The organism is Spirosoma arboris, from assembly GCF_009754945.1.
In the GTDB taxonomy this organism is placed as follows: Bacteria; Bacteroidota; Bacteroidia; order Cytophagales; family Spirosomataceae; genus Spirosoma; species Spirosoma arboris.
The window spans coordinates 763,234-778,225 of the sequence record NZ_WPIN01000003.1; the positions used below are offsets into that span (position 1 = coordinate 763,234).

Sequence of the window (14,992 nt, forward strand, 5' to 3'; positions counted from 1 at the left end):
CACTGCGTTTATATCACTACATTCACAATCCGCTTCGGTACGACAACCACTTTTTTAGGTGCTTTGCCTTCCAGCCACTTCTGTACGATTTCATCGGCCAGTACTTCCCGTTCGATTTCAGTTGGAGCCCGGTCGATGGCGAAGCTGATTGTTGTGCGCACTTTGCCGTTAATCTGAATCGGGTATTCGAAGGCATCCTCAACCAGATAATTCGGGTTGAATTTGGGAAACTCGGCTTTTGAAATTGTACCGGGCTCGTTGCCCAACGCTGCCCAAAGCTCCTCCGTAATGTGGGGTGCGTATGGCGACAATATCAACACTAAATCCTGTAAAATAGCCCGTTTGTGGCAGTTCAGCGTAGCCAGCTCATTCACACAAATCATGAATGAACTTACCGACGTATTGAACGAGAACGCATCAATGTCATTCCCGGCCTTCTGAATTGTTTTGTGCAAAACTTTCAGTTCAGCAGGTGTGGGTTGCTCATCTGTAACAATCCAGTTGGTTGAGCCGTCTGCATTATCCTTATAAAACAACCGCCAGAACTTACGGATAAAGCGATACACACCATCAATGCCATTGGTATTCCAGGGCTTGGCCTGTTCGAGTGGTCCAAGGAACATTTCGTAAAGCCGTAATACATCAGCGCCGTATTTCTCGACAATCGTATCGGGATTAACGACGTTGAACTTCGACTTCGACATTTTTTCAACCTCCACACCAACAATATAACGGCCATCTGGCTCGGTTATAAACTCAGCATTTTCGGCCAGATCCGGGCGAAGTTTCTTGAAGGCTTCGATATCTAATACATCATTTTCCACGATATTGACATCAACGTGAAGCGGGGTCACCTCTTGGCCGTTTATCTGATTCAGCGACAAAAATATGGCTGGCGCCCCTTCTCGTCCTGTACCTGCTACCCGATACACAAAATTTGATCGTCCCTGAATCATGCCCTGATTGATGAGCTTTTTGAATGGCTCTTCCTGAGGCACATATCCCCGATCTTTCATGAATTTGTTCCAGAAACGGCTGTACAGCAAGTGGCCTGTTGCGTGTTCAGTACCACCAATGTACAGATCCACATTCTGCCAATAATTGATGGCTTCTTTACTGGCAAAGACGTTGTCATTGTTTGGGTCCATGTAGCGGTACCAGTACCACGATGAACCCGCCCAACCGGGCATAGTGCTCAATTCATACTCATACTCACGTTGATATTTCCAACCTTCTGCCCGGCCTAGTGGTGGCTCGCCAGTTTCAGTAGGCAGGTATTTGTCAATAGCGGGTAATTCCAACGGCAAGTCGCTTTCATCAATCAAATACGGCAAGCCCTCTTTGAAATAAACGGGCACAGGTTCACCCCAATAGCGCTGACGGCTAAATACCGCATCGCGCATCCGGTAGTTGATTTTACCCTTACCCAGGCCCCGTTCTTCCAGCCATGCAATCAAGGTGGCAGTAGCCTCTTTGTAGGTCATGCCATTGATAATCCCCGAGTTGATATAGTGGCCTTCTTTGGTATTATCGGCCTGTTGATCAACGTCTTTCTGCGCATCCAGAATTGGGATAATTGGCAAGTTAAAGTACGTCGCAAAGTTCCAGTCACGCTGGTCGCCCGAGGGAACAGCCATGACCGCACCCGTGCCGTAACCCGCTAATACATAGTCGGCCAGGAAGATCGGCACCTTCTCGTCGTTCAACGGATTAAGGCAGTAACTTCCCGTAAATACGCCAGACACAGCTTTCGTATCTGCCATACGGTCACGTTCGGAGCGTAGTTTAGCGGCATTCACATAGGCTTCAACGGCCTCGCGCTGTTCTGGCGTCGTTAACTCATCGGCCAATTCATGTTCAGGAGCCAGCACCATGAATGTAACGCCATAGATGGTATCGACTCGGGTTGTGAAGACTTCGATAAACGGTTCAGGTTTATTGGTTTTATCAACGTTTAACGTAGAACCTGAAACCTGAAACTTAACGGAAGCTCCTACCGATTTTCCGATCCAGTTGCGCTGTTGTTCTTTCAGCGATTCGGTCCAGTCGATGGTGTCCAAACCAGTCAGCAAGCGGTCGGCGTAGGCCGTGATGCGCATCATCCACTGGCGCATCAATTTCTGTTCAACAGGATATCCACCTCGCTCCGAAACCCCGTCCTTCACTTCGTCATTCGCCAGAACTGTACCAAGAGCCGGGCACCAGTTCACCACCGCATCGGCCAGATAGGTTAGGCGGTACTTCAAGGTTATCTCGTAGGACTCACGTGTGGACATAGCATTCCACTCAGCAGCCGTAAAAGTCGGAATATCATCCGCACACACCGCGTTGACGTCCGTCGTGCCGTTCGTTGCGAACTTTTCCAGCAGCGTTTCAATGGGTTCGGCTCGGTCGTTGTCTTTGTTGTACCACGACCGGAACAACTCCATAAAAATCCACTGCGTCCACTTATAATACGATGGATCGGACGTTCGAACTTCCCGGGTCCAATCGTAGCTAAAACCAATATTTTTTAGTTGCTCAATGTATCGCTTACGGTTCTCTTCCGTTGTGACAGCCGGGTGCTGACCCGTCTGAATCGCATACTGTTCGGCTGGTAATCCGAATGAGTCGAAGCCCATAGGATGCAGCACATTGTACCCTTTCAGCCGCTTATAACGCGCTACAATGTCGGAGGCAATGTACCCCAGTGGGTGACCAACGTGCAGGCCAGCCCCAGACGGATACGGGAACATATCAAGGACGTAATACTTTTCCTTTCTCGTATGTTCTTCAGGCTTATAAGTGTGGTGATCGTCCCAAAACTGTTGCCATTTCTGTTCAGTCTCGCGGTGGTTATAGTCGGCCATAATAGTAGTGCGGCTGAGAGCCGCATGATAAGCTCAATTAAATGTGACCGGTTCGGACTCTGATTCCAGTCATGTTACTCAATTATCTCGCAAAAATAGCCGATTACAAAGACTTTTGCCTACCAATCAGTCGATGAATGTATAAACACATAATGAATCAACTATTGTCACCTGTTCCTGTACCCAACTTTACTTGTACCGCGCTTCGTCCATGGCCAAAACCTCACTCCCAGCAGTAGGGCAAACGATGCTTATTACACTGAATCAGTGGTAAAATCGTTACTATATAGAACACGCAACGGCCCGCTGGCTTTTTGCGTATACTCAATTGAATCAGCTCCCGAAACAACGCATGATATGACTTTTTACGATTGATACTTTTCCAACTATCTATTTCGTACGTACCCATGCGACGTTTTTTATCGTTCGCGACGCTTACCAACGTCGCCCTTATCGGCTTTAGCCTTTTTGGTTGCCAGATTGACAGCAGTGTAGAACCAACTAGTATTGCAGCCGACTGTCTCGTCAAAGCTTCTTCTACAAATGGGACTGCTATTGCCGGTTCTTATATTGTCACGTATCGACCAGCTTTAGCAGTCAGTTCATCGCCTAATGCACGTCTTGCCAGTTCAGAAGCACAGGTCGAGCAGTTTCTTACGGATGCAGAAGTCGTCAATTCACAGGCAGAAGTTCTGGCTACAGGTGATCAAACCAGCTTTCTAGCCCACCTGTCTGAAAGTGAGTCTCAGAAATTACAACAGGACCCAGCTGTCTTACTGATTGAGCCTGACCAGATTATGTCTATGTGCAACTGCGTCGACGTAACAACGACAACGACATTACCCTGGAATATCAGCCAGACTGGTTACGGACGGGGCGACCTCCAAACCACGAAAACAGCCTGGATTATCGATACAGGCATTGATCTCGATCATCCCGACCTGAATGTAGATGTCAGCCGCAGTAAATCTTTTGTGAGTGGAGTAACTTCGGCCGATGACGAAAATGGACACGGCACCCACGTAGCAGGTATTATTGGCGCTAAAAACAATAGCATCGGCGTAACAGGCATTGCGTCGGGTGCAACGCTGGTTTCGCTTAGAGTTCTGGACGATGAAGGCGAGGGTCGGTTGTCGGGGATTATTCAGGCAATAAATTACGTCCGACAAAATGGAAAAGCGGGCGATGTTGTCAATCTCAGTCTGGGTGGAGAAAGTACATCAACGACGCTCGACCAGGCAATTACCCAGGCAGCCAATGCGGGTATTTTGTTTGCCATTGCGGCAGGTAACGACAGCAAAAACGCCGATAATTATTCGCCATCGCGGGTAAATAATGCCAACGTATTTACAGTATCGGCCATGGATAGCAGAAACCAGTTTGCTTCGTTTTCAAACTTTGGTAGCAGTGTAGATGTATGCGCTTACGGTGTCCGCATCACCTCGACTTACATGGGTGGAAAATACGCGATATTGAGCGGAACTTCTATGGCGGCTCCCCACGTAGCGGGTTTATTATTTATTCGGGGGAACACGTTCCCGAAACACGGAACAGTTACCGGCGATCCCGATGGAACACCTGATCCCATGGCAGGGGAATAGTCGTTTATTATCATTGAAGCCAGCTATAGACAAGAATTGCCATTTGTTGTTATACGATTGTATTTGATGATTTTTACAACAAGTAACGACTCCTGTCCATAGCTGACTATCAATGCCAACAACTACCAATGCTATTGACCGACTCCGCCAACGCTTTGACCTATTAACTTCGCAGAGCGACGACGACTGGCTCCGTTTCTCAACGATTGTTGAGTCGGTTGCTTACCAGAAAAACGATTGTCTGATTCAGGCGGGTCAGGCTGAAAAATACATTTACTACATCGACGAGGGCATGGTTCGGCTCTTTCTAACGAACAATGGACGAGATATCTCGCTCGATTTTATTTTTAGTAATGACTTCGTTTCGGCTTATTCTTCATTTCTCACCGGCCAACCTACTGCGTTTACAGTTCAGGCATTAAGTGATGTCCAGGCGTTACGATTCAGTCGTACGAAGTTGCTGGCTTTGTACGACCAATCGCACAAAGCAGAACGCATTGGGCGATTAATTGCTGAACAGGCGTTCCTGCGAAAAACCAGCCGCGAAGTACAGTTTCTGACTAATAATGCCAAGCAACGCTATGTGCAGTTACTGGAACAAAATCCTGTTTTAGTGCAGACAATTCCCGTCCGACACCTTGCTTCTTACTTAGGCATTGCGCCCGAAAGCTTAAGCCGTATTCGCCGGGAGGTTTGATTTCCTAACAAATGTTAGTGGATGGCAACAGCCTCTGCCGGAACTTTGATCCATAAATCAAACGGTATCAAGGCTATGGCTTTCTTTTTGGGTTTATTATCAATTGGGTCGATCCTGTATGGAATTGGCTGGCTGACCCAAGCTCCTTATTTGCTTAATCCACATCACGATGCGTTGTTAGCCACTACGGTTATGTTCGTGATGATTGGTCTGACTCACCTCCGAAAACCGGAACAGCTTACCTACATGATCCCAAAGTTTCTACCAAATGCTCGTCTGCTTGTTTTGCTGTCAGGAGTGGCAGAACTTGTACTAGGCATCGGTTTATTGATTTCGGAAACTCGCTTCTGGTCGGCCTGGGGATTAATTATTTTATTGATTGTGATATTCCCAGCCAATATTAACGTTGCGGTCAATAACCTTCCCCCACCAGGAGGCTTACCAGCCAAACCCTGGTATGTCTGGTCACGATTGTTATTTCAGCCGGTATATATCATCTGGATTTGGTATGCAGCACTGGCCTGATGGATCAGTGTGGTAGTTTATACGAATCCCTTGCATCTTTCCTGATCCCTAACGTATCTTTGTGACACTTTCAAGTCAGTATATACGTTGCTGACTTGAAGACATGCGGCACGCTGACGTGCCGTTTTTCATAAATACAATACTCCATTAACTCGATAGGCATTATACTGTATGAGTCAACAGCTAGCCTCTACCACCGATCCGGTAGGCACTCCATTTAGTCTGGCAGAGCCAGAAATCGACCTTAATGGACTGACGATCAGTCTTCAAGGAGAGAATGCAGCAAAACAAGCTAATGTTTTGCGTGCTGCCTTTCCAGCGGCTACCGTGCAAACAGGCTCATCTCGCCCTCTACTCCGACGCAGGAATCGTACTGAAATTGCCATTTATGTTTTTTCGGCTCTCGCCTTAATGGTTGTAGGACATCTGTTATTCAGCTACTTCACACTGGATCGACTGACGGTTATTGCCAATTCTATTGACCTAACTCCCCAAATTTTTTACTTCATTTTAGCCGGATTCGTGGCCCAGATGATCGACGGAGCCCTGGGAATGGCTTATGGCGTAACAGCTACGACTTTCCTGACAAGTGTAGGCATCAGTCCATTATTCGCTACCGCCAGCGTACACAGCTCCGAGATTTTCACCAGCGGTGTGTCGGGCTATATGCACCTTAAATTTGGCAACGTCAACAGTCGGTTATTTAAGATTGTCCTGATTCCGGGCGTTATTGGTGCTGCGTTAGGCGCCTTTCTGATTACCAAATTGGCCGATATGGAAGTAGTAGCGAACTACTTATCACCAGCCATCTCGGTTTACACGGCTATTCTGGGTATTCTAATTCTCCGAAAAGCCTTAGCGAAACAGACCAAGAAAAAGCCCGTTCGGCAAATTGGCTTGTTGGCCTGGTTTGGGGGATTTGTTGATGCTATTGGCGGTGGTGGCTGGGGCCCTATTGTCAATACAACACTCATTGCCTCTGGTCGGCACCCGCGCTACACCATTGGCTCGGTCAACTTAGCCGAATTTTTCGTCTCATTTGCCAGTTCCGTTGTGTTCGCCTTATATGCCGGTTTGGATAACTACGGTATGGTAATTCTGGGTCTGATTCTGGGTGGTATGATTGCCGCACCTATTGCCGCTCGTTTGGCGCAAAAACTACCAGTCAAGACCATGATGATTTTAGTCGGAATTGTGGTTATTCTCGTAAGTTTGCGAAAGATTATTAAGTTTTTTTAGAGTAAAGTTGCCAAGTTGCAAGTGATTAAGTAGTAAGTAACTCACAAGTCAACAACTCACTCCTCGATAACTTACTACTTAGCAACTTACTACTTTTTAGTATATGCAAAAACAAACCAAAGCCATCCGTACCCAGGCGCAGCAATCGCAAAACCGCGAACACTCTGTACCCCTGTATCTGACATCCAGTTTTACCTTCGAAAGTGCCGAGCAGGGCAAAGCGCTGTTTGAAGAAACAGAAGAAGGTAATATCTATTCACGCTTCTCGAACCCCAACGTAACGGAGTTTGTCGAGAAGGTCTGCATGTTGGAAAATGCCGAAGATGGCATTGCAACGGGAACAGGCATGGCTGCCGTTTTTGCCAGTATGGGTGCTTTATTGAAATCGGGCGATCACCTGGTTGCCTGTCGGGCTTTGTTTGGCTCGGCGCATCAGATTATTACCCAGATTCTCAGTAAGTGGGGCATTACGCACACCTATGTTGATGCGACTGCCACTGAAGAAGAATGGGAAGCCGCTATGCAGCCCAATACGCGTATGGTTTATCTGGAAACGCCCTCAAATCCAGGCCTGGAGTTAGTTGATCTGAGGATGCTGGCTCGTCTGAAGGCGAAATATGGCTTCATCCTGAATGTAGATAACTGCTTCGCTACGCCCATTTTACAAACACCTATTGATTTTGGTGCTGATTTGTCGGTGCATTCGGCCACTAAATACATGGATGGACAAGGCCGGGTGCTTGGCGGCATTGTAGTAGGCCGCGCCGACTTGATTCAGTCGATTCGGTTCTTTGCCCGGCATACAGGCCCATCGTTGTCGCCATTCAATGCCTGGATTTTGTCGAAAAGCCTGGAAACACTGGATCTTCGTATGGAGCGTCATTGCCGCAATGCGCTGCAACTGGCCGAAGCTCTGGACACTCATACAGACGTTGAGCGTGTATTATATCCATTCCTTCCCTCTCACCCGCAATATGATCTGGCCAAACGGCAGATGAGCGCAGGCGGAGCCATCGTAACCATCGAACTGGAAGGCGGTTTCGATCGTGTGAAGGCTTTCTTCGATGCATTGACTATTCCTACCCTTTCTTCAAATCTAGGCGATTCTCGTACAATTGTGACGAATCCGAACACAACAACTCACGCCAAGTTGAAACCTGAAGAAAAAGCCGCGCTAGGTATCACGCCAGGCTTGATCCGGATTTCGGTGGGTCTGGAAGCGATTGAGGATTTGATCGAAGACTTCACTCAGGCAATAGCGAAATCAGCCGAGGTGCTAAAAGTAGGTGTTTAACGACCAATTAGCTCATCAGTCAGGCAATCGACCAGCCGAGCAATGTCGTTTTCAGCGAGTGGGTCTACGAGTTCACTGATTTGTCCGGATAATGCTTTTCACTTCCAGAAGTTTCAGTTCAGTATTGGCGTAATGAACTGATTCAGTCCGAGAAGTTTTATTACAATAAAGCACTGAAGACACCATGAAAACACTGACGATTGACATACCTGACTCCCTTGACCCGGCAGTTGCTCGTTGGGAAATGGCCCGTGCACTGTATGAAAAAGGTAGTTTAACACTGGAACAAGCCGCTTCACTAGCAGAATTAGCACCTACATATTTTAAGATGCGATTGGCAGGTATGCTAACTGGAGTAAACCTATCAACCAGCAACTCACCTGCTAAGCCCTTTGATCCTGAACGAATTAGGCAAATTGCAGAAAAAATGGATATACAGGAATCCTGGGAGGAACTAGTGGCAATGATTGGTAAATGATATATCTCTTCGATACGAATATTGTTCTGGCTTATATACGCCAAAACAATATTGCCGATTCCGTTACGGCGATTTTGAGTTTAACCGAAAATAATCAGGTTCAGATTTCAGTAGTCACTGCTGGCGAGCTTTGGTCAATAGCACGACAAAACAATTGGAGCACGGCTAGACAAGCTAAATTACAGGATTTATTAAACTGCTATATTCGAGTAACTATAGCTGATGATGAGTTAGTCCAGCGATACGCCGACATTGATGCATTTAGTCAGAATAAGTTAGCGGGTCGATCATTAGGTATATCGGCCCGGAACATGGGCAAAAATGATTTGTGGATAGCGGCATCGGCATCACTGACCGGAGCTACCCTCATTACAACTGATAAAGACTTTGATCATCTGCACGGGCAGTACGTCGAAGTCGTCTGGCTTGACCCTAACCAATACAAATAATACTATAATGCTCCTGCGTCCTTCACTTTTCCTCTTGCTACTCCTTCTGGCCCACTTGGCCAATGCGCAAAGCTCTAAAAAACCACTTCGTGTGGGTATAGCTGGCATGGCGCATGATCACGTGCATGGCATTCTGAATAAAGCATTCAAGCAGACAGGTCAGACAGACATTGAAATAGTAGGCATCGCCGAGCCTAATCGTGAACTAGCCGAAAGACTCGCCAAGCAGCATGGATTCAGTATGAGTTTAGTGTATCCAACCGTTGCCGAAATGCTCGACAAAACCAAACCCGAAGCGGTTACCGATTTTGGTCCAATTGTCGATCATAAAAAAACGGTAGACATTTGTGCTCCACGTGGCATTCATGTGATGGTCGAAAAACCACTGGCGACGACTTTCGCTGATGCCAAGCAGATGGAAGCTTTGGCCAAAAAGCATAAGATTCAACTGCTGACCAATTACGAAACTACCTGGTACGGCAGCAACCATAAAGCCTATGCAATCGCTAATACTGACAAATCGATCGGTGATTTACGAAAGATTGTTGTACATGATGGCCATCAGGGACCCAAGGAAATTGGCGTAAGTAAAGAATTTTTCGCCTGGCTAACCGATCCGGTTACCAACGGTGCCGGGGCATTGTTTGATTTCGGTTGCTACGGTGCCAATCTATCTACCTGGCTTATGCATAATGAGCGTCCGCTGTCGGTAATGGCCGTGACACAACAGATCAAACCTGACATTTATCCCAAAGTGGACGACGAAGGAACTATTATTCTGACATACCCAAAAACCCAGACAATTATTCAGGGATCGTGGAACTGGCCGTTTAGTCGTAAAGACATGGAAGTGTATGGTCAGACGGGTTATGTTTTTACCGTAGATGGCTCTCGTATGCGTATCCGGCTTAAAGATGACAAAAACGAGAAAGCAGTTGAAGCCCCACAGACAGACGCTCCTGCTACTGACTCATTTGCCTACTTCGCCAGACTAATTCATGGCGAAACTAAACCCGATGAATTAACGTCACTAGAGAATAACATAATCGTCATGGAGATTCTGGACGCTGCCCGGCAGTCGGCCAAAACCGGCAAGGCGATAAAATTGCCTAAATGAAATGATTGCCGAACCAACTTACACCCTCGAAAGCCTGACCGAACAGCTGCACGGTCTGAGCAATATCGAAGCTCTACGGACGCTGGCCGAATTATTTCCTGGCGAGGTCGTTTTTTCGACCAGTCTGGGCTATGAAGATCAGGTTATTACCGATCTGATTTTGGCGAATGATATTCCTATCAAGATTTTTACGCTCGATACAGGTCGGATGTTTTCAGAAACGTATTCGGTCTGGAAAAAAACCAACGATCGGTACGGCGCCAAAATTGAAACATATTTCCCAAAAGCTGAGGCTGTTGAGAAATTGATGACCACCAAAGGTCCCTACAGTTTCTACGAATCCGTTGAGAACCGGAAAGAATGTTGCGGCATTCGGAAAGTTGAGCCCTTAAACCGTGCATTGAAGGGGCAAAAAATCTGGATTACGGGTATTCGCGCTGAACAATCGGCCAACCGTCAGAGCATGCCCCAACTAGAACGGGACGACGCACACGACCTCTTCAAATTCCACCCTTTGATGGACTGGACATTCGATGAGGTAAAGCAATACATAAAAGACCATAACGTACCTTATAACCCACTCCACGACCGAGGTTTTGTGAGCATCGGTTGCCAACCCTGTACCCGTGCTATTCAGGAAGGCGAAGATTTCCGCGCCGGACGCTGGTGGTGGGAAGACAATTCGAAAAAAGAATGTGGGCTTCATACCCACGAGGAAACGTTTAAACCGTAAAGTGTTTAAAGTTAAATGAATGATTGGTTAATTAATACTACTCCAGCTGCCTGGTCTGTATTCACTCAATCGCTCATTCACTCAATCACTCATTAAAAAATGAAGTTAGATTATTTAGATCAGCTTGAATCCGAAGCCATCCACATTATGCGGGAGGTAGCCGGTCAATTTGAGCGACCTGCGCTGCTTTTTTCGGGTGGCAAAGATTCCATTACCCTCGTACACCTGGCATTGAAAGCGTTTCGGCCAGGTAAGTTTCCATTTCCACTCGTGCATATCGACACGGGGCATAACTTTCAGGAAGCACTCGATTACCGCGATAATCTGGCAGAACGGATTGGTGAAAAACTAATCGTTCGCTATGTTGAAGATACGATTCGGGAAAAGAAGTTGAAGGAACCAACGGGTCGTAATGCGACACGTAACGGGCTGCAAACGTTTACGTTGCTAGACACTATCGAAGAATTTGAATTTGATGCCTGTATTGGTGGTGCTCGTCGGGATGAAGAAAAAGCGCGGGCAAAAGAACGTGTATTTTCAGTTCGTGACGAATTCGGTTCCTGGGACCCCAAACGTCAGCGACCTGAACTTTGGAATCTCTATAACGGTCGGATTCACAAAGGCGAAAACGTTCGCATATTTCCAATCTCGAACTGGACCGAACTCGATGTCTGGAATTACATCCGGCGTGAAAAAATTGAACTACCCAGCATTTATTTCGCCCATGAGCGCGAGTTGCTCATTCGTGACGGAAAGCTAATGGCAACAGCCGGGGGCGTTATCAAACCCGAAGCCGACGACCAGCTTGTAACACGTCGGGTACGCTTCCGCACAGTTGGTGATATTTCCTGCACAGCCGCATCCGAATCGACTGCCGATACACTGGATGCCGTCATTGACGAAATCCAGGCCACGCGCATCTCCGAACGGGGCGAAACCCGCATGGACGACCAGCTTAGCGAAGCCGCTATGGAAGACCGCAAGAAGGGCGGGTATTTTTAATTATGAATGATGAATTATGAATGATGAATTAGTCTACCTGTCAATTTTTCATTCATAATTCATCATTCATCATTCATAATTGACTGATGGATCTTCTCCGATTTATAACTGCCGGTTCGGTTGACGACGGCAAAAGCACGCTCATCGGGCGGCTTCTTTACGATTCTAAATCCATCCTGGCCGACCAGTTGGAAGCGATCGAACGCGCCAGCAAAAGCCGCGACGATGGTGAAATTGACCTCGCCCTATTAACAGACGGTCTCCGTTCTGAGCGCGAACAGGGTATTACCATTGATGTAGCGTATCGCTACTTCCAGACGCCAGCCCGCAAGTTCATTATTGTGGATGCGCCGGGACATATTCAATATACGCGCAACATGGTTACGGGCGCATCGAACTGTCAATTAGCAATTGTGCTGGTTGATGCCCGACATGGTGTAGCCGAACAGACCCGTCGACATTCGTTGATTGCATCACTTCTGGGCATTCCCCATATTGTGGTAGCCGTCAACAAGATGGATTTGGTTGGTTATTCGCAGGATGTGTTCTCTGACATTTGTATTCACTATGCCGACTTAGCCAAGAATCTGAATGTCAAGCAGGTAACATACATTCCTATGAGTGCGCTTAACGGCGATAACGTCGTTGATCGGTCAGAATCAATGCCGTGGTATGAGGGACAGACGCTACTCGAACATTTGGAAACAGTAGTGATCGACGATGACGTCAATTTAGATCAGGCTCGTTTTCCAGTGCAGTACGTTATTCGTCCACAAACCGCTGAGCTACACGATTACCGAGGTTACGCAGGTAAAATTACCAGTGGCCAATTCCGGAAGGGCGATTCCATAACTGTATTCCCTTCGGGCGAAACCTCTACTATCGACGCCATCGAAATTGCAGAAACTCACCTGGACGAAGCCATTACGCCAATGTCGGTTGTGCTGCATCTGGCTACTGATGTAGACATTAGCCGGGGTGACCTGATTGTTCGTTCGGATAGTCAGCCTCTCAGTAGTCAAACGGTTGAAGCCATGCTTTGCTGGATGGACTCTAAGGAGTTCAAAGTGGGCAATAAGTATGTGCTGCAGGTCGGCACATTCCGCACACGTTGCTCGGTTCGAGAGATTTCGTATCAACTGAATGTCAATACCTACGAACAGATTGAAGGTGTTGAGCAACTGAGACTCAATGATTTGGCCAAGGTTGTTCTGCGGACTGCACAGCCGATCAGTTTCGACCCCTATGCAACAAACCGTGCTTCGGGTGGCGCTATCCTGATAGATGAAACATCCAACGTAACAGTGGGTGCGTTGATGCTGGTTGGCGAAGCATAAATCAAAAACCACAGACCACAGACCACAGAAAAGCCCCAGGGATTGCTCTCTGGGGCTTTTCTGTATGTCAAACTCGAATTTTTTACATCTTCTCCAGCACTCGTTCCATCGAAACCTCCTGCCCAATGCGAGCTTTCAGTTCGCTGATGGGAATGCGAATTTGCTCGGTTGTGTCGCGGTAACGGATCGTTACGGTATTGTCTTCTAAAGTTTGGTAATCGACCGCAATACAGAACGGTGTGCCGATCAGATCTTGCCGGGTGTAACGCTTACCAATAGCGTCACGTTCTTCATACACGACCCGAAACTCCGAACGTAAGCTCTTCACAATTTCTTCTGCTTTTTCTGGCAGACCATCCTTACGAACAAGTGGGAATACAGCCGCTTTCACAGGAGCCAGTGCCGGATGCAGTTTCAAGTATGTCCGCTCTTTCTGCTGATCACCCTCTCCTACTGTTTCTTTGGTGAACGCGTTGCAAAATACCGCTAAAAACAAACGGTCAGCACCAACTGATGTTTCAACTACATACGGAATGTAATTACCATAGGGTTTGCCGGTTGCTTCGTCTATGTCATTATCGAAGTACTGTTGTTTTTTGCGGCTCAGTTCCTGGTGCGCTTTCAGATCAAAATCTGTGCGAGAGTGAATACCCTCCATCTCGCGAAAACCAAACGGAAACTTATATTCTATATCTACTGCAGCATTGGCATAGTGGGCCAATTTTTCATGAATGTGGAATTTGAGTTTTTCAGCGGGCAAACCAACAGCCTCATGGAACTTCATCCGCGCATCGCGCCAGGTTTCGTACCATTTCATTTCGGTGCCAGGGCGAACAAAAAACTGCATTTCCATCTGTTCGAACTCACGCATTCGGAACGTAAACTGGCGGGCCACGATCTCATTCCGAAACGCTTTTCCGATCTGGGCAATGCCAAACGGAATCTTCATTCGACCCGTTTTCTGCACATTCAGGAAGTTGACAAAAATACCCTGTGCTGTTTCAGGGCGTAGGTAAATCAGGCTGGCGTCTTCAGCCAATGAGCCAACTTGCGTTGAGAACATCAGATTAAACTGACGAACTTCAGTCCAGTTATCAGTACCCGATACGGGATCTTTTATTCCTTCGGCGATGATCAGATTTCGAACACCTTCAAGGTCGTTATTTCCGAGCAAACGACCCATTTCCTGTAACAGGGCCGTACTTTTAGCTTCATCGCCCGCATTGGCGTAGGCTTCAGCTTTCAGTTCCAGCAGTTGATCAGCCCGGTAGCGTTTCTTCGAATCTTTATTATCGATCATCGGATCGTTGAACGAGTCAACGTGACCCGATGCTTTCCACGTCAGTGGGTGCATAAAGATCGACGCATCAATCCCGACGACGTTGTCGTGGAGTTGCGTCATGGCCTTCCACCACAGCGTTTTAAGGTTATTTTTGAGCTCAACGCCATTCTGTCCGTAATCATACACGGCCTGTAAACCATCGTAGATTTCGGAGGATGGGAATACGAAGCCATATTCTTTGGCGTGGGCGATAATGTCTTGCAGCGATGTTGCTGGCGCTTGTGTAGTATTCATACGTGAGCGCAAAAGTACAAAAGTTCTCAATGCGCTACCAAAGCCATAGAACAGCGAATTAAGCGATGCGTGTAAATAAAACTCCCAAAGTATTA

Annotated in this window: 13 protein-coding genes; 11 read left to right on the plus strand and 2 right to left on the minus strand. The window is 47.2% G+C overall.

Features of this window, described 5'->3' with window-relative positions; genetic code table 11:
• Window positions 1-8: 8 nt before the first annotated feature.
• A complete protein-coding gene (leuS, locus tag GO755_RS10985) occupies window positions 9-2,849 on the minus strand; it encodes a leucine--tRNA ligase (RefSeq protein WP_157584785.1) in 2,841 nt (946 codons plus the stop codon).
• Between the two features lie 407 nt (window positions 2,850-3,256).
• Here leuS and GO755_RS10990 point away from each other — a divergent pair, with 407 nt between their 5' ends.
• The 11 genes from GO755_RS10990 to GO755_RS11040 all read left to right on the plus strand — a co-directional run bounded on the left by GO755_RS10990 (window position 3,257) and on the right by GO755_RS11040 (window position 13,321).
• Entirely contained in the window at window positions 3,257-4,450 is a 1,194-nt protein-coding gene (locus tag GO755_RS10990) for a S8 family serine peptidase (RefSeq protein ID WP_157584786.1), read from the plus strand.
• A 112-nt stretch (window positions 4,451-4,562) separates the two neighbouring features.
• Window positions 4,563-5,147, plus strand: coding sequence for a Crp/Fnr family transcriptional regulator (locus GO755_RS10995; protein ID WP_157584787.1), 585 nt, complete (start codon window positions 4,563-4,565; stop codon window positions 5,145-5,147).
• Between the two features lie 75 nt (window positions 5,148-5,222).
• Entirely contained in the window at window positions 5,223-5,672 is a 450-nt protein-coding gene (locus GO755_RS11000) for a DoxX family protein (RefSeq protein ID WP_157584788.1), read from the plus strand.
• Between the two features lie 171 nt (window positions 5,673-5,843).
• A complete protein-coding gene (locus tag GO755_RS11005; protein WP_157584789.1) occupies window positions 5,844-6,911 on the plus strand; it encodes a sulfite exporter TauE/SafE family protein in 1,068 nt (355 codons plus the stop codon).
• A gap of 103 nt (window positions 6,912-7,014) precedes the next feature.
• On the plus strand, window positions 7,015-8,205 hold the full coding sequence (locus GO755_RS11010; protein WP_157584790.1) for a trans-sulfuration enzyme family protein: 1,191 nt from the start codon (window positions 7,015-7,017) through the stop codon (window positions 8,203-8,205).
• Window positions 8,206-8,389: 184 nt separating this feature from the next.
• Window positions 8,390-8,683, plus strand: a complete 294-nt coding sequence (locus GO755_RS11015) for a hypothetical protein (RefSeq protein ID WP_157584791.1) — start codon at window positions 8,390-8,392, stop codon at window positions 8,681-8,683.
• Window positions 8,680-9,132 carry a type II toxin-antitoxin system VapC family toxin gene (locus tag GO755_RS11020; protein WP_157584792.1) on the plus strand — a complete coding sequence of 151 codons (453 nt, stop codon included), beginning with the start codon at window positions 8,680-8,682 and terminating at the stop codon, window positions 9,130-9,132. The genes GO755_RS11015 and GO755_RS11020 overlap by 4 nt, the downstream gene beginning before the upstream one ends.
• Before the next feature lie 7 nt (window positions 9,133-9,139).
• A complete protein-coding gene (locus tag GO755_RS11025) occupies window positions 9,140-10,249 on the plus strand; it encodes a Gfo/Idh/MocA family protein (RefSeq protein ID WP_157584793.1) in 1,110 nt (369 codons plus the stop codon).
• Window position 10,250: 1 nt separating this feature from the next.
• The gene (locus tag GO755_RS11030) at window positions 10,251-10,982 is read left to right on the plus strand and encodes a phosphoadenylyl-sulfate reductase (protein ID WP_157584794.1); all 732 of its coding nucleotides are present in this window, start codon (window positions 10,251-10,253) and stop codon (window positions 10,980-10,982) included.
• A 99-nt stretch (window positions 10,983-11,081) separates the two neighbouring features.
• Complete coding sequence (gene cysD / locus GO755_RS11035; RefSeq protein ID WP_157584795.1) at window positions 11,082-11,984, plus strand: sulfate adenylyltransferase subunit CysD; 903 nt, start codon at window positions 11,082-11,084, stop codon at window positions 11,982-11,984.
• Between the two features lie 86 nt (window positions 11,985-12,070).
• The gene (locus GO755_RS11040) at window positions 12,071-13,321 is read left to right on the plus strand and encodes a sulfate adenylyltransferase subunit 1 (RefSeq protein ID WP_157584796.1); all 1,251 of its coding nucleotides are present in this window, start codon (window positions 12,071-12,073) and stop codon (window positions 13,319-13,321) included.
• An 82-nt stretch (window positions 13,322-13,403) separates the two neighbouring features.
• On the opposite strand, the gene GO755_RS11045 is transcribed toward GO755_RS11040, so the two are convergent.
• Window positions 13,404-14,897, minus strand: a complete 1,494-nt coding sequence (locus GO755_RS11045) for a glycine--tRNA ligase (RefSeq protein WP_157584797.1) — start codon at window positions 14,895-14,897, stop codon at window positions 13,404-13,406.
• Window positions 14,898-14,992: the final 95 nt, after the last annotated feature.